Source organism: Brevibacterium sp. 2SA (genome assembly GCF_005502845.1).
Lineage (GTDB): Bacteria > Actinomycetota > Actinomycetes > Actinomycetales > Brevibacteriaceae > Brevibacterium.
In genome coordinates this window covers 105,264-126,279 of the sequence record NZ_SCMW01000003.1, presented here as the reverse complement: position 1 = coordinate 126,279, position 21,016 = coordinate 105,264, and the positions used below count along the sequence as shown (strand labels likewise).

Sequence of the window (21,016 nt, the reverse complement as noted above, 5' to 3'; positions counted from 1 at the left end):
CGACCGAACAGCCCCACCGATCGGTGGGGCTGTTCGCGGTCTCAGTCGGAGAAGACGCCCCAGCAGATGGCGTTCCGGCGCTCCTGGTCCTCGAGGACGAGATCGCGGATGGCGGCAGGCAGGCGGCTGCGCTGCCAGTCGCGTTCGACCCTGCCGGCAGACGGATCGCCTGGTGCCGCCGCGGCGACGGCTTTGATCGCGTAGGCGGCCGCGCCGAGATCGTGCTCGGCGACGTGTCCCACGCAGGCGGCCTGACCGGCGGCGTAGGCGGCGAATCGGGGTGCGCCGGTGAGCGGACGGGCCGCACCCATCGCATGACCGCCGAGGGCGCGTGCCGTCATCATCGGCATCTCACCGCTCGCCCATGCCCGTGCCGCTGCGATCGCGTCGCGCGGACGCGGGTCATCGGCGACGGCCGCCTCGACGAGCGGGAGGGTGTGCTCGGCGCAGTCGGCGGCCCAGAGGGCGAGGAGGCGGTGGTCGTCGTCGGTGAGGGTGCCGCCGCGGCGAATCGTGATGAGCCGCGGGTCGCGGTCCTGCGAGAGGATCATCGAGCCCGGTCCTGTCTGCCGGTGGTTGCCAGCTGGTCCCGCACCCGAGTATCGAGTTCGCTGATCGTCAGCGCCAGTTGACTGCGTGCAGGGCCCGGCCGGGGATAGCGCCGCAGGACCGCGGCGACCGTCGGTGAGGCCGCTTTCGCAAAGCGGTCGAGGAGCGCAGCCCGCTGGTCGGTTCCCGCCCCGGCGTCGGCGAGCTCGATCGCGTGGATCGCGTGCGCGCTGGCACGGAGGATGTGTCCGATCTGGACAGCGTCGGCGAGGGGATGGAGGAACGCCGAGGCTGCTGCGTCGCCGGCAGCCATCGCGGCGTGGAAGGCCGGCTCCCCGCCCGCGTCCTTCGCCGCGCGATGCGACGCGGGTGCCGCGATCCGCAGAACCCGTGACCGGGGCTGCCCGTCGGCGAAGGCGCGAGCAGCATCGACGGCTGCGCGAGGACGTTCGTCCGTCGGTCGGTCGGCTTCGAACAGGGGGAGAACGGCGCTCGCCGCGCTCACGGCGAAAGCGGTGACGGCGCGGATCTCGTCGAGGGAGAGGTCGAAATCGGCAACGCGAGGCGCCCTCCGTGTCTCAGCAGCGCCCGATCCGCTCCTCGTCTGACCGCCGGGCTTCCTCGCAGTGCTCACGGTCACCGAGTCTAGGACGACTGCGGCGGAACGAGAAGAGGCGGCCGGCACGCAAGGTGTCGGCCGCCTCGGTGACGGTCCAGCGCACCGTCACGGGAACCGTGACGGCGCGACGCGCTCAGGAACGCGGAGTGGCGACGTACTTGAGCTCGAGGTACTCGTCGATGCCGACGCGGCCGCCCTCGCGGCCGAGACCCGACATCTTCACGCCGCCGAAGGGTGCGGCCGGGTTCGAGACGAGACCGGTGTTGAGGCCGATCATGCCGACCTCGAGCTTCTCGGCCATGCTCAGGGCACGGTTGATGTTCTCGCTGAACAGGTAGCCGGCGAGACCGTACTCGGTCTCGTTCGCCAGCGCGACGGCCTGCTCGTCGGTGTCGAACGTGACGATCGGGGCGACGGGGCCGAAGATCTCGGTCGTGCGGATCTCCGCGTTCTCCGGGACGTTCGTGATGACCGTGGGATCGAAGAAGAAGCCGGGGCCGTCGATCTTCGCCCCGCCGGAGATGACCGTGGCACCGTTCGACACGGCATCGTCGACGAGGGCGGCGACCTTGTCCAGGGACTCCTGATCGACGAGCGGGCCCACCTCGGTGCCGTCCTCGAGGCCGTTGCCGACCTTCATCGACCCGATGCGCTCGGCGAGCTTCGTCGAGAACTCATCGGCGATCGAGGAGTGGACGAAGAGGCGGTTGGCGGCCGTGCAGGCCTCGCCGCCGTTGCGCATCTTCGCGAGCACCGCGCCTTCGACGGCCTTGTCGAGATCGGCGTCCTCGAGGACGACGAACGGGGCGTTGCCGCCGAGCTCCATCGAGGACTTCATGACATTGTCGGCGGCCTGCTTGAGCAGACCGATGCCGACCTCGGTTGACCCGGTGAAGGTGACCTTGCGGGCGATGCCGGACTCCATCCACGGGCTGACGACGCGCCGTGCCGACTCCGAGGTGACGACGTTGAGGACGCCGTCGGGCAGGCCGGCCTCCTTGAGGACGTCGACGAGCATGAGCGAGGTCAGCGGGGTGAGCTTCGCGGGCTTGAAGACCATCGTGCAGCCGGCGGCGATCGCCGGACCGATCTTGCGCGTGCCCATGGCCAGCGGGAAGTTCCACGGCGTGATGAGCACGCACGGTCCGACCGGCTCACGCGAGATCATCAGGCGGTTCTTGCCGTCGGTCGAGAGGGTGAAGTCACCCGAGATGCGCACGGCCTCCTCGGAGAACCAGCGGAAGAACTCTGCGCCGTAGGCGACTTCGCCCTTCGACTCGGCGAACGGCTTGCCCATCTCAGCGGTCATGACGGCGGCGATGTCGTCGGAGCGCTCGATGAGGAGTTCGAAGGCGCGGCGCAGGATCTCGGCGCGCTCGCGCGGAGCGGTGGCCGCCCAATCGGCCTGGGCGTCGCCGGCTGCCTTGATGGCCGCCTCGGCGTCAGCGGCCGACCCGTCGGCCACGGTGGTGATGACGTCACCGGTTGCGGGATTGATGACGTCGATGGTCTTTCCGTCCTCGGCATCACGCCACTGTCCGTTGATGAACAGTCCGGTGTTGAGCTTGTCGATGATCGGCGTGATGTCCACGACTGATCCTCCCTTGGTTGTTGTCTCGAAGCTTTCGGGCACGGGAGCGCCCGATGCCTCGTTCAGTGTACGGGTCGCCCACCGTGGAATCGATGCGGATTTCGCAGAGTGAGAGCGTCACCCGCCCTGCCTTCGCACCTGTGCCGACATCGCCGCATGGACGAGTCCGCTCATCGAGACGAGCAGGCGATTGTGAAGGGTGATGCCGCGGATGACCGCCAAAGCGATCTCATCGCGGGTCAGGTCATCGCTGATCGGCAGCGTGTTGGTCCGGGCGATCTCCTCGAGCGCCCGCGCGTGGAGGAGCACGGTGTCGGCGTCGACGGTGTATCCGGCAGCGGCGAGGTCGGTCAGCGCCTCGGCGACCGCGGTGCGCGCGGTGGGGGAGACGTCCGGCCACTCGAGTGCGGCGAGGGCGCTGCGGACGGCGGCGTCGCCGTCGTCACCGTCTCCCCGAGGCGGCTGCTCGGAGGGCAGGCGCGTGTCAGTGACGGGCGTGTCAGCGACGGGCGGGTCTGCGGCGTCGGTTCCGACGGTGTCCGCGACGCCGGGATGGCTGGCCAGTCGTTGGCACAGGCCCATGAGTTCGAGGTTGCTCACCGTCTCATCGTCGATCACCGAGGTCAGCTCGGCGATCGCGGCCAGCGGGAGATCGAGCTCGCGTCGCAGCCACGTGATGAGGGCGAGCCGGTGGACGTGGGCCTCGGTGTAGGCCGCCGTCGTCGCGTTGCGCTTCTGTCCGGGAGTGAGCACACCGAGGCGGAGGTAGTACTTGATGCTCGCCGGCGACACCTCGGTGCGGCGGGCGAGTTCGCTCAGCTTCATCGCGCTCCTTCGATATCCGCGGCTGGAACTTCTCGGGCCGTCAAGCCTGGGCCTTCGCGCCCGGACAGCCGAGGCCCTCGGATAGCTGCGGACCCCGGCACTATCCACGTTGCCAGCACTTGGATAGCGACACTATCTTAAGTCCATGGACACGCTGCTCATCGCCATCCATGCCATTGCCGCCACGGGTGTCGTCCTGCTCGCACCGGTGCAGGTGCTGCGGCGGCCGAAGGATCAGCGCCACAAGGCCATCGGCCGCTCATGGGTCGTCCTCATGTACTTCGTGTGCGTGAGCGGGATGTTCATCTACTCGATCACCGGCGGGTTCACGTTCTTCCACGCTCTGGCGATCTTCACGTTCCTCACCACGACCCTCGGGGTCATCATGATCCGCCGCGGCCATGTGCGCACCCACGCCTTCAACATGATCGGCTCGTGGCTGGGCGCGGTGACGGCAGGACTGTTCGCCGTCCTCATCCCCACCCGGGAGATCCCCCGGCTCGTCGTCGCCGAGCCCCTGGTCTTCTGGACGATCCTCATCGCCGTCATCGTCGCCGCCACCCTCTGGGTCGCCTATGTGCTGCGCTTCGTCCCGGTGCGCCGCCCCGCCGAGGCGGTCGTGCGACTGACCGATGAGCACAGGGGAGCGCGGGGGAGCGCTCCCGAAGGTGCGGAGCGCTGAGATCCGCGGCGTGGCGAGCCTCAGGACGCCGCGGAGTCAGGGTGCCTCGGGGCGGGTCCTCACGCGAGCGAGTCGTCGAACTCGTGGTTCTTCTCGAGGAAGCCCATGACGTACGAGCACGTCGTGCGGAACCGCAGGTCCGCCTCGGTGGTGGATTCGAGGGCGAACCGGACGAGCTTCGCGGCGATGCCCCGCCCGCCGTACGCGGGGTCGACGATCGTGTGGGTGAAGGTCCGCACGGTGGGCACCCCCGCCTCGGTGGCATCGGTGTCGACGTAGTCTGCGGTGCCGATGACCGTGCCGTCATGGGTGACGGTGAACCGGGACTGGTCGGGGTCGTGGGCGATGGTGTAGGTCTCGCCGTCGATGTCGACGTCCATGGCTGCTCCTGCTCTCTGCGGTGGCACCCTCGGCGGATGAGGGGAGGGCGCTGTGTCCTCAACCCGAGCCTACCGACTAATCTGGGAAGCGCAGTCGACACCCCCGGCGATGCTCCCCGCTCGCCGCCGCAGCAAGGAGCAGTCCCCACATGACCTCGCAGACCCCGGCCACCCTCATCGACGGCTACGAGTTCATCCTCAGCGAAGCGGGATTCACCGTCGGATTCCTCGGCGAGGCTGACATCGACGACTACGTCGCGCTCGTCGCCTCCGCCTACCGCGGGGAGGTCTCGAAGCAGGGGTGGACGACCGAGGCCGATCTCCTCAGCGGACAGCGCCTCGACGCCGCGATGGCCAGGGAGATGCTCGCCGAGGCGGATTCGACGATGCTCCTCGTGCGCGCCCGCGACGGTCAGGCCGTCGGCAGCGTCTATCTGCGGGAGCCCGTCGACGGCGTCGCCTACCTCGGCGTGCTCGCAGTCTCCCCGCTCGGCCAGGGGCAGGGCGTCGGATCCGCGCTCATCAACCTCGCCGAGGCGTGGGTGGCCGAGCGCTGGGGTGCGACCGCGCTGCGGATGTCCGTCATCAACAAGCGCTGCGAACTCATCGCCTACTACGAGCGCCGCGGCTACGTCCGCACCGGTGAGACCGAGCCCTTCCCCTACGGCGACGAGCGCTTCGGGGTGCCCAAGGTCGACGATCTCGAATTCGTCGTCCTCGTCAAACAGCTGGGCTGACCATTAACCCCCTCACTGCCGCGGCACACTGGCCCGGCTGATCGCCAGCCGAGTCAGAACAGCATCGCGGGCACGACGAGACCGCCGACGAGGACGATGGGCCCGATGATGACCATAGACATGCCGAACTTCACGAGGATCGCCGTCAGCCGCTGCTTCTGATCACCCGGCGCCGTCGCGACGACGGTGGCACCGAGGGTCGAGAACGGTGAGACGTCGACGACGGCCGAGCAGATGCCGAGCGCGGCGATGAGCGCCCAGCCCGGCACCCCGCCGGCCTCGATGAGCGGCAGGGCGAGGGGGACGAGCGCGGCGAGGATGCCCGTCGTCGACGCGAATGCGGAGACGAGACCGCCGACGACGCAGAGGACGAACGCGGCGATGAGCGGGGAGCCGATCGCCTCGGCGGCCTCACCGAGGAGGTCGACGGCACCCATCGTCTGGAGCACCCCGACGAAGGTGATGATGCCGCCGACGAGGAGCACCGTCGACCAGTCGATCTTCGGGATCGCCGCCTTGCCGGTGGCCGGATCGACGAGCGCGAGGATCGCCCCGAAGAGGAAGCACAGGAGCCCGATGTCCGGCTCCTGACCGAGGGCTGCGAGGACGACGACGGTGCCGATGAGGGCGACCATGAGCACGACGGTGAGGATCTGCACGCCCGTGAACGGTTCCGAGGTCGTGGAGTCCGCCGAGGCGGACGAGGAGTCGAAGAGCGCTTCGTCCTCGTCGTCCTCCCCGAAGGCGACCTTCGTCGCCGAGGCCCCACCGCGGGAGATCCGCGCGGCAGTGCCGGTCGCCGGTGCCGAGGCGGTGCCCGAGTCGGCCTCTGCCGTGCCGGCTCCGGCAGCCGGGGCCGCGGACTTCCGGGAGAAGAGGGAGCGGCCGAACATCACGTAGGCGACGGTGAGCATGAGCAGATAGACGACGACGGCGATGAGGAAGAGGAGGAACGGGTTGAGGCCGATGCCCGCGCCTTCGGCGGTGCTGTAGGTGACGATGCCGTAGAGGCTCGTCGGGGCGAATCCGCCGGCGCCGATCGCGAAGCAGATCGCCAGGCCCATGAGCGCGTAGTCGACGTGGTACTTGCGGGCCACCTGCATGCCCACCGGCATCATGACGAGTCCGGCCAGGGGCGCGCCCATCGACGCGATGCCGGCGGTGATGACGAAGAAGACGACGGGCAGGAGCACCGCCGAGGACCCCACCTTCTCCAGCGCCCAGTCGATGATCTTGTCGACGGTGCCGTTCTCCTGGGCGATCGCGAAGAAGTAGGTGACTCCGGCGAGGAGGATCATGATCGAGAGCGGGAACTCGGCGATGATGTCCTCGACGGTCATGTCCGTGAGCAGCAGTCCGGTGCCGGCGGCGCCGACGAGCATGAGGACGCCGATGTGGACGCCGCGGATCGCTCCGACGGCGAAGAGTGCGATGAAGATGCCTAATGCGATGAGCTGAGCAAGCATGTCGTCCTTGAGGTAGCTGAGCAGTCTCTGTGGGCAATCGGGAGATCTGCTGTGAGACTACCAGCCGGTACGGACGCAGGGCGGGAGTTCGGAGGCCCAACGCGCGAACTTCCCGACTATCGGCACAGCCGGTCGGGAAGTCAGGCGGCCGCCCCGGCGCTGCGGGCGCCGGGGCGGCCTGGCCTCAGGTCAGCAGGAGCGCACCGCCGAGGGCGACGAGGGCGACGACGACCGTCGTGATCGTGGCCAGGGCGATCGGGCCGCCGCCGAGGCTCTTGAGCGCACGCCACTGCACACCGCGGCCGAGGGCGAACATCGCCATCGACAGGCACACCGTCTGCAGCCACCCCAGGCCGGTGACGGCGACCTCGGGGAGGAGCCCGAACGTGCGCAGTGCGGCCATCGCGAGGAATCCGAGGACGAAGAGGGGAACAATCGGTGGGCGCTTGCCGGCCGGCGCGGGAACGACGGACTCCTTCGCGTCCCCGGCGACCGCCTCGGCGGTGGTGGCCCGCACCTTCGCCTCCGACCGGCGCATCGCGAGCTCGAGGACCGCCACGGTGGGGGCGAGCATGATGACGCGGGCGAGCTTGACGAGCACGGCCACCTCGAGGGCGGCCGGGCCGATGATCCCGCCGATCGCGACGACCTGGGCGACCTCATGGGTCGAGGCTCCCGCCCACATCCCCGCGGTCACCGCAGGCAGGCCGAGGGCACCGCTGGCCAGGGGGATCGCGGCGATCATCACGGTGCCGAAGAGGACGACGAGGCCGATCGCGGCGGCGACGTCCTCTTTCTTCGCCTTCATCGTCGATTCGATGCCGGCGACGGCCGCGGCCCCGCAGATGCCGAAGCCGCAGCCGATGAGGAGCGCGAGGTCGCCGTCGACGCGGGTGAGACGGGCGAGTGCGACGCTCGTGACGATGCCGACGGCGACGACGACGGCGGCGAGGACGAGGACGGGCCAGCCGAGATCGAGGATGTCGCCGAAGACGACCTGCGCGCCGAGGGCGACGATGCCCAGGCGCAGCAGCGGCTTGGCGGCGAAGTCGAGCCCCGGCTTGAGGGAGTCGGGGAGATTCGGGGCGACGTTGCCGAGAATGACACCGAGGATGATCGCGACGAGCAGCGGGGAGATGACGGGGGCGAGGGTCGAGATCGGCCACGCGATCGCGGCGGCTGCCGCGGCGAGGCCGAGACCGGGGAGGAGTCGGCGGGCTGTGTTCATGGACTCCAGTCTTCCGCGCGGCCGGGAGGCCCGGTAGACGGTGATTTCGCGTCGACCCATATCGAATTGATATGCCATGATGGCGGTATGCGCGATGTGTCGGACATGCAGCGGTGGCCGGAGCTGCGGGCCCTCGGGCTGCTCGTCGCCCTGAGCGGGGGCGCGCAGTCGATCGGTCAGGCCGCCGAGGCGGTCGGCATCGCCCAGCCCAACGCCTCCCGCAGCCTCACCGGCCTCGAGCGCGAACTCGGCGTCCCCCTGCTCACGCGCTCCCCGCGCGGCACCGAGCTCACCGCCGAAGGCCAGGCCGTGGCCGAATGGGCCGCGCAGGTCATCGACGCCTACAGTGCGCTCAACGCCGGCACCCGCGCCATCCAGGAGGCGCGGGCGGGGAACGTGCGCGTCTGCGCGTCCCTCACCGTCGCCGAATACCTCCTGCCGAGCTATCTTGCGACCTTCACCTCGGCGCACCCGGGCATCGACGTCGGCCTCGGGGTCGAGAACTCCGCGGCTGTCGTCGCCGAGGTCCGCGCGCAGCGCTGCGACATCGGTCTCGTCGAGTCCGTGTCCCTGCCGCCGGGGTTCCCCGCCGCCGTCATCGGCCACGACCGCCTGATGATCGCCGCCGCCCCGTCCTATGGGCAGACGTGGGCGGAGCCGATCACCGCCGAGGCGCTCGCCGGGATCCCGCTCCTTGTCCGTGAGGTCGGGTCGGGAACGCGGGAGGTCATCGACACCGCGCTCGCCGAGTTCGGCGGGGCGACGATCGCCGGGGAGTACCGGTCGAATTCGGCGCTGCGGGTCGCCGCGGCCACGGGCGTCGCACCCGTCGTCCTCTCCGATCTCGCCCTGCGCGATGACTTCCGGGCGATGCGGCTGGCTCCGCTGCCGGTGGCCGACGACGTCGACCTCGATCGGGCCCTCCATGCGCTGTGGTCGCCGAAGCGCAGGCTGTCGCAGGGGGCGCGGGCACTCCTCGAGCACCTGATCGCCGCACAGTAGTCATCCGCACACGCCTGGCTCGTCCCGGACCCGGCCGGCCGCGCCGGCGAGACGTCACAGCGGCGACGTCCCCGCTCTGTCTATATTGAGGCCATGACGACTCGTGACCCCGCACGCCCGACCCCGACCTTCGCGCCCGAAACCGTCCTCGTCGAGGCGGCCCGACCGCCGCGCGCGAACGGCGCCTCGGTCAATCCGCCGATCGAACTGTCCTCGACGTTCATCGGCACCACCGAGGTGAATGACTCCGGCTACGCCTACGGTCGGTTCGCGACTCCGGCCTGGACGCCGTTCGAGGCCGCACTCGGCGAACTCGAACACGCGGCGCTGCCGGCCCTCGTCTTCGGGTCGGGGCTCGCCGCGATCGCCGCGGTGCTCGCCCTCGTGCCCCGCGGCGGTACCCTCGTCATGCCCACGCACTCCTACCAGGGATCGCTGCAATCGGCGCAGGAGCTCGCCGCGCGCGCCGGATTCTCCGTCGTCAGCGTCGACATCGCCGACACCGACGCCGTCATCGCCGCCCTCGACGGCATTGTCACGGACGACGCCGCTGCCGCGGCCGGGGACAGCTCCGGTGACGTGACTGAGGACCCCGGTGCCGCCTCGGCGATGCTGTGGATCGAATCCCCGACGAACCCGATGCTCGAGGTCGCCGACATGCCCGCCCTCATCGCCGCCGCACGCGCACGCGGCGTCCGCGTCGCTGTCGACAACACCTTCGCCACGCCCCTGCTCCAGACGCCGCTCGACCTCGGCGCGGACCTCGTCGTCCACTCGGTGACGAAGTACCTCGCCGGGCACTCCGACGTCGTCCTCGGCGCGGTGATCACCAACGACCCGACACTTCGGGAGCTGCTGCTGACCGAGCGGTCGATGCGCGGGGCGATCGCCGGGCCCTTCGAGGTGTGGCTGGCACTGCGCGGGATGCGCACGCTGTCGGTCCGGCTCGAGCGCGCGCAGGCCAATGCCCAGATCCTCGCCGAGCGCCTGAGCGACCGTGCCGGCGTCGTCGAGGTCCGCTACCCGGGACTGCCCGCCGACCCCGGTCACGCACGGGCGAGTAAGCAGATGGCAGGATTCGGGGCGATCGTCGCCTTCACCGTCGACACGGCGGAGCAGGCCACCGCGATCGCCGAGGCGGTCCGGCTGTGGACGCCGGCGACCTCGCTCGGCGGGGTCGAGTCCCTCATCGAACGCCGGCGTCGCCATGCCTCGGAGCCGAGCTCGGTGCCCGAAGGTCTGCTGCGGCTGAGCGTCGGCATCGAACACGTCGACGACCTCTGGGCCGACCTCGACGCCGCGATCACCGCGGCCACGGGGGAGACCGGGGACGGCGAGCCGGCAGCGACCCTCGCCTGAGGTGGCCCGCCCGTGACCTGAGAATTCCTCCTCGCCCGATGGCAGTGTGACCCAGATCAACTTAACGTGCGTTAAGCTTGGCGCAGGGAAACTCATCTCCGTCAGCGAAGGAGCCGTCTTGAGCTCAAGTGTCCTCGTCGATCACCGTGACGGTGTCGCGACCATCGCGATCAACCGCCCCGACACCCTCAACGCGCTCGATGCCGAAGCGTTCCGCAGCCTCGGGGCTGCCATCGCCGAGGCGGCAGCCGACTCCCGCGTCATCATCCTCACCGGCAGCGACCGATCCTTCAGCTCCGGCGCTGATCTCCAGAGCGGCAACGACGACGTCACCCTCGACCTCGACGAGGCGAACGCGATCATCCGCGCGCTCATCGACGTTCCCGTCCCCACCATCGCCGCGGTGTCCGGGCCGGCCGCCGGGATCGGCTGCTCCCTGGCGCTGGCCTGCGACTACGTCGTGATGAGCGAGAACTCCTACCTCATGCTCGCCTTCGCGAAGATCGGCCTCATGCCCGACGGCGGAGCCACCGCCCTCGTCGCCGCCTCGGCGGGTCGCCACCGGGCGATGAAGATGGCGCTGACGGCCGAGAAGGTGTGGGCACCGGAGGCCCTGAGCTGGGGACTGGCGAGCGAGGTCGTGCCCGCCGGAGAGCAGCTCACCCGCGCCCGCGACCTCGGCATCGCCTGGGCTCAGGGCGCCCCGCTGGCCTTCTCCCGTTCGAAGTCGGCGATCAACGAAGCGAGCCTGACCTCCCTCGACGACGCCTTCAGCCGGGAATCGGCCGACCAGACGTACCTGCGCGGCACCCGCGACTTCGCCGAGGGGGTGTCGGCCTTCATCGAGAAACGCGTCCCCCGCTTCGTCGGCCGGTGACGCCGACTCGCCGCGGCACCCGCCCACCGCCTCGGCGAGCGCACCCGCACCCCACGCCCCACCACGAGTGAACGAACAAAGGAGTCTCATGCTCACTGGCATCCCGTCAACCCTCGGCGACAGCTACCAGCTCAACACCACGTCGATGATCAGGCACGCGGCCACGGTCTTCGGCGAACAGGAAGTCGTCTACCGCAACTCGGACGGATCGTGGGGACGGTCGAACTACGCCGACGAGTTCAAGCGGATGGCGCAGCTCGCCCACGGCCTCACGGAACTCGGCGTCGGTGCCGGTTCGATGGTCGGCGTCCTCGACTGGAACTCCCGCCGCCACTTCGAGCTCTACTTCGCCGTCCCCGGGCTCGCGGCCACGATGCTCCAGCTCAACCTCCGACTCGCCCCCGAGGACCTCGCCTACGTCGTCAGCCACTCGAAGTCCGACTGGATCTTCGTCGACGAATCCCTCCTGCCCGTCGCCGAGGCGCTCGCGCCGAAGCTCGACGTCAAGGGCTGGGTCGTCATGACCGACAAGCCTGCCTCCGAGATCGAGACGACGCTGGAGAACGTCGTCTTCTACGAGGACCTCATCAAGGACAAGCCCGACACCTACGATTGGCCCGTCGTCGATGAGAAGACCGCCGCCTACGCCGGCTACACGACCGGCACCACGGGCAGGCCCAAGGGCGTCTACTACTCGCACCGCTCGATCTACCTCCACACGATGGGCGGCCTCGCCGCGCTCGGCGCCTCGTTCGACGACACGATCATGCCGATCACCCCGATGTTCCACGTCCTGTCCTGGGGCTTCCCGCAGAACGCCGTCGCCGCCGGGGCCAAGCTCGTCCTGCCCGGCAAGTTCGCCGCCGAGGAGTTCGGGGCGATCGCGAAGGCGTTCATCGCCGAGAAGGTCACGCTCGCCAACGGCGCACCGGCGATCTTCGCGCCGATGCTCGCGATGATGAAGGACATGCCGCAGCCCCCGGATCTCAGCGGAGTGCGCCTCGTCTCCGGCTCTTCCGAGCCGCCGCTGTCGATGATGCGCGGGTTCAAGGAGATCACCGGGGCCGATGTCATCCACGGCTACGGGGCGACGGAGACGACTCCGCTGGCGACGACGAACTGGCACATCAAACCCGGACTCGATATGGACGAGGAGGAGCGCTGGGACTTCAAGCGCTACCAGGGCCTGCCCGTCATCGGCGTCGAGGTCAAGGTCGTCGACCCCACCGGTGAGGAGCTGCCCCGCGACGGCAAGTCGATGGGCGAGGTCCTCATGCGCGGTCCGTGGATCACCGAGTCCTACTTCCAGCTGCCGGACAACTCCGAGCGCTTCCTCGACGGCTGGTGGCGCTCGGGCGACGTCGGAGTCATCTACCCCAACGGCTACCTCAAGCTCACCGACCGTCTCAAGGACGTCATCAAATCCGGCGGCGAGTGGATCTCCTCGATCGACATGGAGAACGCGATCCTCGACTGCACGAGCGTCAAGGAGGCCGCTGTCATCGGCGTCCCCGACGAGAAGTGGCAGGAGCGGCCCGTCGCCTATGTCGTCGCCGAGGACGGCGCCGAGGTGACCCGGGAGAAGATCGTCGAGGTCCTCGGCGACCGGTTCGCGAAGTGGCAGCTGCCCGACGAGATCATCGTCACCGACGAACTGCCGCGCACCTCGGTGGGCAAGCTCGACAAGAAGCTCCTGCGCAAGACCTGGGAGGACGCCGGGGCCTGATCCGCTCCCAGGGACTGTGCAGTCCCTCTCCAGGTGAAGGGCCTGGTTGAGCTGTAGTTGAAGTTTGTACTGTGACACTATGACGAACTCCACTGCAGCTCGCCGGCCCTTCTACTCCCGTCCCCTCGTGTGGATCATCGCCCTCATCGCCATCGCTGTGCTCGTCGCAGGCGCGCTGGTCGGCACGAAGCTCTACACCTCATCACAGAACTCCGCGGCTCCCACGGAGTTCGCCAACGAGGACATCGCCTCAGGCTCCGGCAGCACCGACGGTGCGGCAGGGAGCATCGACGGACAGTGGACGATCGGGGAGGGATCGGAGGCCGGATACCGGGTCGACGAGGTCCTCAACGGGGAGGACGTCACCGTCGTCGGCCGCACCCCCGACGTCACCGGCGACATCACGATCGACGGCAGTCAGCTCACGGCCGGGACGGTGAGCGTCGACCTGCGGACCGTGACGACCGACAGCTCCCGGCGCGACGACTACTTCTCCGGGCAGGCCATCGACACGAACGCGAACCCGGAAGCGACATTCACCGCCGCCGGACCCGTCGACCTCACGGCACTGAGCGACTCCGGCAGCGCCGAGGTGGAGATCCCCGGCACGCTCGAGATCAACGGACAGACCCAGGAGGTCACCGCTGAGACCACGGCGACCCGCGCCGACACCGGCCTCTCCGTCGTCGGTGCGATCGACGTGACCTGGCAGGACTACGGCGTGGAACCGCCGAACCTCGGCTTCGTCTCCGTCGAGGATGCCGGCGTCGTCGAATTCTCCCTCGCGCTCACGCAGGGCTGAGGCCCGGATTCCGCCCCCGATCCCAGCCGATCGGGGGCGAGTGCGGTGCCGATCGGGGGGCGAGTGCGCTCAGAGCGCGATCGCGCCGATCGCCGCGGCGATGAGGACGACGGCCCAGGCGGGCAGGTTCCACCGGGTCAGGGCGATGAACGCGGCGAGGGCGATCGCCAGCGTCGCCGGGCTGGTGATGCCCTCGACGAACACGGGATCGAAGAGGGCGGCGCCGAGGAGGCCGACGACGGCGGCGTTGACCCCGAGCAGGGCGCGGCGGGCGCGGACCGAGCCGTGCAGGCTCTGCCAGAACGGCAGGGCCCCGACGGTGAGCAGCCCGGCGGGGAGGAAGATCGCCAGCAGCGCGATCGTCGCACCGAGGAGGCCCGTCGGCTCCGTCGTCATCGACGCTCCGAGGAAGGCCGCGAAGGTGAAGAGCGGCCCGGGCACCGCCTGTGCGGCCCCGTAGCCGGCGAGGAAGGTCTCACTGTTGACGAGGCCGGAGCGCACCGTCTCCGTGTCGAGGAGCGGCAGGACGACGTGGCCGCCGCCGAAGACGAGGGAACCCGCGCGGTAGAAGATGTCGGTGAGCCGCAGCGTCGGATCACCGGTGACGGCGGTCGCGATCGGCAGGAGGACGAGAAGGGCCGCGAAGACGAGGAGGGCGGCGGCACCGACCCTCTTCGACACGGACACCCGGAATCCCGGCGGCGCGCTCGCCCCCGACTCCGCAGTCTCCTCCGCGGCCGCGGCCGCCTCGGCGCGGATTGTCGCCTCCTCCGGTCGCAGCCAGGTCAGGCCGAGACCGGCCCCGACGATGATCGCCAGCACCTGCACGACGGGAGAGGGGATGAGGAGGACGATGATCGCGGCGAGACCGGCGATCGTCGCGCGCTTGGCATCCGGGGCCAGCGACTTCCCCATCCCGAGGACGGCGCCGGCGACGATGGCGACGGCAGCGGCTTTCACACCGTCGAGCCACCCGGTGCCGAGCGCGTCACCGTACGCGTCGAACCCGTAGGCGAAGGCGACGAGCACGATCGCCGAGGGCATGGTGAACGCGAACCACGCCGCGAGCAGGCCGCCGAACCCGGCGCGCTGCAGGCCGATGGCCATGCCGACCTGGGATGATGCCGGCCCGGGAAGGAACTGGCAGAGTGCGACGACATCGGCGTAGGCGGTGTCGGTCAGCCACCGGCGGCGGGCGACGAAGGTCTCGCGGAAGTAGCCGAGGTGCGCGACGGGACCGCCGAAGGAGGTGAGGCCGAGCCGCAGGAAGACGCGGAAGACCTCGCCCACTGTGCCCGGATGCCGCGTGACCGTTGTGCTCATCCGCTCTCCTTGTTCATCGACTCACGCACAGACCGCAGTGTGCGGCGCACGTCTGCGGTCCAGTCAACGGCGTGAACATGACGGACAGGTGAACTCGGCCCGCGGAGCCTCGGCGCGCGGAGCCTCGGGCCCGGGAGCGTCTCGCCGCGGAGGAGTCCCTCCGCGGAGGAGTCCGCCCCGGATCACGGGTGGTGGAGGAGGTACGTGCCGCCCTTGAGGCACGTGTCGAGGACCCAGCCGTCGGCGACGAGGGCGGTGAGCGATTCGCGCAGGGCCAGGCGCCACCTCGTCGCGAGCTCGGGGTCGTGGCGGCGCAGGTTCTCGATGTCGGAGGGGAAGTCGAGGGAGACGACGGCGGCCTCCCGCGGCACCTCGGAGATGAGCGGGGCACCCGACTCGTCGGCGCGCAGGCACGCGAACGCGGCGTCGGCGGAGACCGCGGGCACCCGGGCGGGGCGGTCGAGCGGCCACGACACCATCATCCGGTCGCTGGCCTGTCCGGCGTTGACGCCGTCGCGCATCTGCCCGTAGAAGTCCTCGAGGTACTCGACCATGCTCACGCCGAGGCGCTGGAAGTTGAAGTACGCGTTGCGGGCGATGAGCGGATCGAAGGTCCACGTCATCTCCGTGATCCCCAGCCGCAGGCACCACAGCCGCTGGTGGAGCTTCATCGCCGATCCCGCGCCGTGCCCGATGTGCTCGTGCCGGACCCCGGCGATGTGCGAGTGCATGACGGTGCCGAGCGGCTGGCCGAAGAATCCGATCGTCACCCCGATCATCTCCGCAGGGTCGTCACGGCTGTACGCCGCCGAGACGTAGTTGCCGGCATGGGCGAAGGCGACGATGAGCCCGGGTTCGAGGACGTTCGTGCCGGTCTGGTCGACGTTCCACACCTCGTCGAGGAGCAGCGAGGCCTCGGCCGCCTCGGCGGCAGTGTGGAGTTCCCGGACCTCGACGTTCGCCATCTCGGCGGCGGCCGCGAACTCGTCCTCGGCCACGGCCAGGGTCTCGGAGTCGACGGGCTTGAGTCCGGGGTGCGCTGCCATGGTGTCATTGTGCCACCGAACGCCCCGGTGAGAGCCGTCACGGGCGAAGATTTTCGTCCCCCTCAAGGGCCCCTGCCGTGCCGGTATAGCCTGGGACCATGTCGTTCACAGTCGCCGTCATCGGGGCCGGCACCATCGGCCGCTCCTTCGCTCGTCTCTTCGCCGCGTCGGGATACGACGTCGTGGTCGTCGATCCCCGGGACGACCTCGCCGAGGTGGTCGCCGGCATCCGTGCCGACGTCGACACCGATGTCGCCGCCCGTGCCGCAGCCGCGGAGGAGCGCGACCCCGACCTCGTCGGCTCGGACCTCGGCGGGACGGCCGCGCGCGGACGGACCGGCACCGTCGACCTCGCGGACTCGCTCGAGGAGGCGGTCGCCTCGGCGGGATTCGTCCAGGAGTCCGGACCCGAGGACCCGGACGAGAAGCCCCGGCTCTTCGCCCGGATCGCCGCGGCGGCACCGGCCGAGGCGGTGCTCGCGACCTCGTCGTCGACGATCCCCGCCTCCCACATCGCCGGCGCCCTGCCCGCCGAGGCGGCCGCCCGGGTCATCGTCGGACACCCCTTCAATCCGCCGCACCTCATGCCGCTCGTCGAAGTCGTCCCTTCCCCGGTCACGAGCGCCGAGACGCTGACCCGCACCGTCGAGTTCTACCGCAGCTGCGGACGCGAACCCGTCGTCCTCGCCCGCGAGGTCCGCGGATTCGTCGGCAACCGACTCCAGAACGCACTGCTCAAGGAGGCGATCGCCCTCGTCGAGAACGGCGTCGTCACCGCCGCCGACCTCGACGCGGTGATGCGGAACTCACTGGGCCTGCGGTGGGCGGCCGTCGGCCAGTTCGCAGGCATGCACCACGGCGGGGGAGAGGCCGGGATCCGCGGATTCATGCACCACATCGGCCCCGCATTCGCCGCGATCGACGACCTGCCGCTCGACCTCGGCGACGAGGCGATGGAGACGGTGTTCGCGCAGGTCGAGGACGCCTATGGAACGACCCCGAGTCCCGCCGCGGCCGCCGAGCGCGACCGGATCCAGCGCGCCGTGCTCAGAGCGCGCGGGCAGGCGCTGTAGCGCGCCGCGAGCGATGGTGCGTCGCGGTGTGCGAGAGTGCGACCAGCTCAGACGGCGCCGACGTAGAAGTACGAGGTGCGGGTGCTGATGAGGCCTTCGGCGTCGAAGCGGAAGAAGTCGGCGAAGCCCACCGTCGTCTCCGAGCCGTCCTTGAGACGACCGGCGAAGGTGCCGCGGCTGGCGGCCGCCTCACCGTCGACGAGGATCTCGGCGAGTTCGTGGGCACCGGATTCGATGACGCGCTCGCCGAGGTAGAAGTCCGTGATCTGCTGCCCGACCATCGTCGGGTAGCCGGGACGGTCGTAGGTGGCGTCGGCGGCGAAGAGTGCGGCGGTGGCCACGGGATCCCCGGCGTCGACGGTCGTGTAGTAGCGCTTGACGAGATCTGTGACTGAGGTCATAGCGCCAACTTAGCAGTCGCCGCCGGTTCTCAGGGGCCGGGGGCGCCGATCCGCGGGCGAGGAAGCATCCAGGGAATTCGGTGGGAAGGGGAATTGCCGCGGACCCGGATCGGCCATAGCGTGGGACGTACACGCGGTGACCACCTCGGCGAGGGCCTGCGGTCACCGACGATTCCCGACATCGAAGCAGAGAAGAGGTCCATCATGTCCACCCTGTATCGCGTCACCAACCCCGCCACCGGAGACGTCGTCGAGGAGTTCCCGACGGCCACGGACGCGGAGATCATGGCCGCCATCGACCGGTCGGCGACGACGTTCACCGAGTGGAGCCAGACCCCGGTCGCCGAACGCGCGGCCCTGCTCACCCGGGTCGCGGAGATCTACGCCGAACGCGCCGAGGAGCTCGCCGAGGTCATCCGGCTTGAGATGGGCAAGTCCGTGCCCGAGGGCAAGGGCGAGGTTGCGCTGAGCTCGGCGATCTACCGCTACTTCGCCGACAACGCCGAGGCGTTCCTCGCCGACGAGCCGCTGCGCGGTCCCGAGGACGGCACCGCATGGATCCGCCGCAAGCCCGTCGGCTCGCTGCTCGGCATCATGCCGTGGAACTTCCCGTACTACCAGGTCGCCCGCTTCGCCGCCCCGAACCTCGCGCTCGGCAACACGATCCTGCTCAAGCATGCCCCGCAGTGCCCGCGGTCGGCGGCGATCATGGAGGAGATCTTCACCGAGGCGGGCCTGCCCGAGGGTGCGTACATCAACATCTACGCGAGCAACGAGCAGGTCGCCGACCTCATCCTCCCCGACCCCCGCAACCAGGGCGTGTCCCTGACCGGCTCCGAACGCGCCGGTGCCGCTGTCGCCGCGGAGGCGGGCAAGAACCTCAAGAAGGTCGTCCTCGAACTCGGCGGCTCCGACCCCTACATCCTCCTCGACACCGAGGATGTTGCGAAGAGCGCGAAGACGTTCTTCAACACCCGGATGGGCAACACCGGTCAGGCCTGCAACTCGCCGAAGCGGATGATCGTCATGGACGACGTCTACGACGAGTTCCTCGAGTCGATCACCGCCGCCGCGAAGAAGGCCACCCCTGAGGTGCCCGGTGAGGAGGGCTCGCGCCTGTCCCCGCTGTCCTCGGTCGCCGCCGCCGACCGCTTCGTCGAACAGGTGCAGGACACCGTGAGCCAGGGTGCGACCCTGCTCGCCGGCGGGAAGAAATACGAGGGCGGAGGAGCCTACGTCGAACCCGTCGTCCTCGCCGACGTCGAGAAGGGCATGCGCGGCTACTACGAGGAGCTCTTCGGCCCCGCCGTCATCGTCTACAAGGTGAGCAGTGAGGACGAGGCCGTCGAACTCGCCAACGACACCCCCTTCGGCCTCGGGGCCGCCGTGTTCTCCGGCGACGTCGAGCGCGCCGAACGCGTCGGAGCGCAGATCGACTCGGGCATGGTCTTCATCAATGCGCCTGAGGGCTCACGCGAGTACCTGCCCTTCGGCGGCGTCAAGCGCTCCGGTGTCGGGCGTGAGCTCGGCCCGCTGGCGATGGACGAGTTCGTCAACAAGCAGCTCGTGTTCAAAAGCGACCAGTGAGAGCTGAGCGCTCACCGCGGCAGGAGGGCCTGAGAGCCCGCCGCCGCTGAGTTCGACTCGGCGCAGAAGGCGTCGTCCGCATCCGCGGACGGCGCCTTCGCCGTGTGCGGGTCCCCGCGAACGGTGACGGCGCTCACTGTATCCTGAAGTGATACACAGCACTTTCCCAGCAGGAGGTCCCCATGTCGGCACCGACGCCGTCTGCCCACAAGAACGTCGCGGCCTCGAAGGGGGTGATGCGACCGATCAACCGGGTCCTCGAGCAGTGGATCCCCTCGGCCCTGACCTTCGCGATCGTGCTCACCCTCATCGTCGCCGTCCTCGCCTTCGTCCTCACCGGGGCGAGTCCGGTCGAGGTCGTCACGAGCTGGGGCGTCGGCCTGTCCGGGCTGCTCGAGTTCATGACGCAGATGTGCCTCATCCTCCTCCTCGGCCACATCCTCGCCAACACCGGCCCCGTCCAGGCGCTGCTCTCCCGGCTCGCCCGGGTGCCCGGGTCCCCGGCGTTCGCCTACGTCTTCGTCTTCCTCGTCGCCGCCGTCGCGAGCCTCATCACGTGGGGACTCGGACTCGTCGTCGGCGCGCTCCTGGCCAGGGAGGTCGCCGTGCAGGCCCGCCGCCGCGGCATCAAGGTCCACTTCCCGCTCCTCGTCGCCGCCGGCTATTCCGGGATGGTCGTCTGGCACATGGGCTATTCGGGGTCGGGGCCACTGACCGCCGCGACCCCGGACTCGTTCCTCGCCGACTCCCTCGGCGGTGAGATCGTGCCGGTGAGCGAGACGATCTTCTCGACGTGGAATCTGCTCGCCATCCTCGGCGTCATCGTCGTCTGCAGCATCCTCTTCTACCTCATCGCCCCGAAGCCGGGTGCCACGGTCTACGAGATGCCCGAATCGGTGTCCTCGGGGGAGCGCGGCCCCCTCGTCGAGGAGATCGTCACGCCCGCCGACCGCATCGACGCCTCCCGCATCCTCACCCTCGTCATGGGGCTCGCCCTCGTCGCCTACCTCATCATCCACTTCGCCCAGGGCGGGGGACTGACCCTCGACATCGTCAACTGGTCCTTCCTCGCCCTCATCTTCCTCCTCGTGCGCAACCCCTTCGAACTCATCGCCCTGACCAAGGACGCGGCGTCGAACGTCGGCGAGATCCTCCTCCAGTTCCCGCTCTACGCCGGCATCCTCGGCATCATGTCCGGTACCGGGCTCATCGCGGTGTTCTCCGACGCGTTCGTCTCGATCGCCAACCCCATCTCCTTCGGTGTCCTCGCGCTGCTCTCCGCGGGGCTCGTCAACTTCTTCGTCCCCTCCGGCGGCGGCCAGTTCGCCGTGCAGGGTCCGATCATGCTCGACGCGGCCAACCAGCTCGGCGTCGACCCGTCGATCGCGATCATGGCGGTGTCCTACGGCGACCAGTGGACGAACATGCTCCAGCCGTTCTGGGCGCTGCCGGTGCTCGCGATCGCGGGTCTGAAGATGCGCGACATCCTCGGCTACACGTTCATCACGTTCCTCGGCTCGGGAGTCGTCATGGCGGTGGTCCTCCTGCTCGTCTCACTCTGAGGAGCTCGTCTCACTCTGAGGAGCAGGCCCGGGACGCGCGGGGCCGACCTGTCCCATCACCTGTCTCATGGGAGGACATCGGCTGGAGACCACGGCCGGGAATTCGGCTATGGTAGCGTGCATCGTTGGCTGCCGAGCGCTGAGCGGCCCCTGCGCAGCGGGCCCTGACCGGTCCTCCCGC

The 21,016-nt window shown here is 69.5% G+C and carries 20 protein-coding genes; 10 read left to right on the top strand and 10 right to left on the bottom strand.

The genetic code is table 11. The features are described 5' to 3' along the window. Nucleotides 1-41 precede the first annotated feature (41 nt). The 4 genes from FFS20_RS02580 to FFS20_RS02565 all read right to left on the bottom strand — a co-directional run bounded on the left by FFS20_RS02580 (nt 42) and on the right by FFS20_RS02565 (nt 3,584). On the bottom strand, nt 42-551 hold the full coding sequence (locus FFS20_RS02580) for a putative immunity protein (RefSeq protein ID WP_137824377.1): 510 nt from the start codon (nt 549-551) through the stop codon (nt 42-44). Then, nucleotides 548-1,183, bottom strand: a complete 636-nt coding sequence (locus FFS20_RS02575; protein ID WP_249356454.1) for a putative immunity protein — start codon at nt 1,181-1,183, stop codon at nt 548-550. Before FFS20_RS02575 ends, FFS20_RS02580 begins: the two co-directional genes overlap by 4 nt. 118 nt (nt 1,184-1,301) lie before the next feature. Then, nucleotides 1,302-2,759 carry an NAD-dependent succinate-semialdehyde dehydrogenase gene (locus tag FFS20_RS02570; protein ID WP_137824376.1) on the bottom strand — a complete coding sequence of 486 codons (1,458 nt, stop codon included), beginning with the start codon at nt 2,757-2,759 and terminating at the stop codon, nt 1,302-1,304. A 117-nt stretch (nt 2,760-2,876) separates the two neighbouring features. Next, nucleotides 2,877-3,584: a MerR family transcriptional regulator gene (locus tag FFS20_RS02565; RefSeq protein ID WP_137824375.1), complete on the bottom strand. Its 708-nt coding sequence runs from the start codon at nt 3,582-3,584 to the stop codon at nt 2,877-2,879. Nucleotides 3,585-3,729: 145 nt separating this feature from the next. On the opposite strand from FFS20_RS02565, the gene FFS20_RS02560 reads away from it, so the two are divergent. Continuing rightward, nucleotides 3,730-4,266 (top strand): DUF2306 domain-containing protein, encoded by a 537-nt coding sequence (locus FFS20_RS02560; RefSeq protein WP_137824374.1) that lies wholly within the window; start codon nt 3,730-3,732, stop codon nt 4,264-4,266. A gap of 59 nt (nt 4,267-4,325) precedes the next feature. On the opposite strand, the gene FFS20_RS02555 is transcribed toward FFS20_RS02560, so the two are convergent. After that, nucleotides 4,326-4,646, bottom strand: a complete 321-nt coding sequence (locus tag FFS20_RS02555; protein WP_137824373.1) for a GNAT family N-acetyltransferase — start codon at nt 4,644-4,646, stop codon at nt 4,326-4,328. Nucleotides 4,647-4,795: 149 nt separating this feature from the next. Here FFS20_RS02555 and FFS20_RS02550 point away from each other — a divergent pair, with 149 nt between their 5' ends. Beyond that, nucleotides 4,796-5,383, top strand: coding sequence for a GNAT family N-acetyltransferase (locus FFS20_RS02550; RefSeq protein ID WP_137824372.1), 588 nt, complete (start codon nt 4,796-4,798; stop codon nt 5,381-5,383). Between the two features lie 53 nt (nt 5,384-5,436). Here the strand turns inward: FFS20_RS02550 and FFS20_RS02545 are convergent, their stop codons facing one another. Together FFS20_RS02545 and FFS20_RS02540 are read right to left on the bottom strand one after the other, a co-directional pair. After that, nucleotides 5,437-6,849, bottom strand: coding sequence for an SLC13 family permease (locus FFS20_RS02545; protein ID WP_137824371.1), 1,413 nt, complete (start codon nt 6,847-6,849; stop codon nt 5,437-5,439). A gap of 184 nt (nt 6,850-7,033) precedes the next feature. Continuing rightward, nucleotides 7,034-8,077 (bottom strand): putative sulfate exporter family transporter, encoded by a 1,044-nt coding sequence (locus FFS20_RS02540; RefSeq protein ID WP_137824370.1) that lies wholly within the window; start codon nt 8,075-8,077, stop codon nt 7,034-7,036. 87 nt (nt 8,078-8,164) lie between these two features. Between FFS20_RS02540 and FFS20_RS02535 the strand changes: the two genes are divergently transcribed. The 5 genes from FFS20_RS02535 to FFS20_RS02515 all read left to right on the top strand — a co-directional run bounded on the left by FFS20_RS02535 (nt 8,165) and on the right by FFS20_RS02515 (nt 13,843). Next, on the top strand, nt 8,165-9,079 hold the full coding sequence (locus FFS20_RS02535; protein ID WP_137824369.1) for a LysR family transcriptional regulator: 915 nt from the start codon (nt 8,165-8,167) through the stop codon (nt 9,077-9,079). A 93-nt stretch (nt 9,080-9,172) separates the two neighbouring features. After that, nucleotides 9,173-10,438: a PLP-dependent aspartate aminotransferase family protein gene (locus FFS20_RS02530; RefSeq protein WP_137824368.1), complete on the top strand. Its 1,266-nt coding sequence runs from the start codon at nt 9,173-9,175 to the stop codon at nt 10,436-10,438. 118 nt (nt 10,439-10,556) lie between these two features. Beyond that, nucleotides 10,557-11,315 (top strand): enoyl-CoA hydratase, encoded by a 759-nt coding sequence (locus FFS20_RS02525; RefSeq protein WP_137824367.1) that lies wholly within the window; start codon nt 10,557-10,559, stop codon nt 11,313-11,315. Between the two features lie 88 nt (nt 11,316-11,403). Beyond that, entirely contained in the window at nt 11,404-13,041 is a 1,638-nt protein-coding gene (locus FFS20_RS02520; protein ID WP_137824366.1) for a long-chain-fatty-acid--CoA ligase, read from the top strand. A gap of 79 nt (nt 13,042-13,120) precedes the next feature. Beyond that, the gene (locus tag FFS20_RS02515) at nt 13,121-13,843 is read left to right on the top strand and encodes a YceI family protein (RefSeq protein WP_137824365.1); all 723 of its coding nucleotides are present in this window, start codon (nt 13,121-13,123) and stop codon (nt 13,841-13,843) included. A 69-nt stretch (nt 13,844-13,912) separates the two neighbouring features. Here FFS20_RS02515 and chrA read toward each other — a convergent pair whose 3' ends face one another. Beyond that, nucleotides 13,913-15,166, bottom strand: coding sequence for a chromate efflux transporter (gene chrA, locus FFS20_RS02510; RefSeq protein WP_137824364.1), 1,254 nt, complete (start codon nt 15,164-15,166; stop codon nt 13,913-13,915). A 182-nt stretch (nt 15,167-15,348) separates the two neighbouring features. Further along, nucleotides 15,349-16,212: a hypothetical protein gene (locus FFS20_RS02505; protein WP_137824363.1), complete on the bottom strand. Its 864-nt coding sequence runs from the start codon at nt 16,210-16,212 to the stop codon at nt 15,349-15,351. A 98-nt stretch (nt 16,213-16,310) separates the two neighbouring features. Between FFS20_RS02505 and FFS20_RS02500 the strand changes: the two genes are divergently transcribed. Next, on the top strand, nt 16,311-17,285 hold the full coding sequence (locus FFS20_RS02500) for a 3-hydroxyacyl-CoA dehydrogenase NAD-binding domain-containing protein (RefSeq protein ID WP_137824362.1): 975 nt from the start codon (nt 16,311-16,313) through the stop codon (nt 17,283-17,285). Between the two features lie 47 nt (nt 17,286-17,332). Here FFS20_RS02500 and FFS20_RS02495 read toward each other — a convergent pair whose 3' ends face one another. Next, entirely contained in the window at nt 17,333-17,686 is a 354-nt protein-coding gene (locus tag FFS20_RS02495) for a nuclear transport factor 2 family protein (RefSeq protein WP_137824361.1), read from the bottom strand. Between the two features lie 204 nt (nt 17,687-17,890). Between FFS20_RS02495 and FFS20_RS02490 the strand changes: the two genes are divergently transcribed. Both FFS20_RS02490 and FFS20_RS02485 read left to right on the top strand, forming a co-directional pair. Beyond that, complete coding sequence (locus tag FFS20_RS02490; protein WP_137824360.1) at nt 17,891-19,273, top strand: NAD-dependent succinate-semialdehyde dehydrogenase; 1,383 nt, start codon at nt 17,891-17,893, stop codon at nt 19,271-19,273. Nucleotides 19,274-19,455: 182 nt separating this feature from the next. After that, the gene (locus tag FFS20_RS02485) at nt 19,456-20,835 is read left to right on the top strand and encodes a TIGR00366 family protein (protein ID WP_137824359.1); all 1,380 of its coding nucleotides are present in this window, start codon (nt 19,456-19,458) and stop codon (nt 20,833-20,835) included. Nucleotides 20,836-21,016 lie beyond the last annotated feature (181 nt).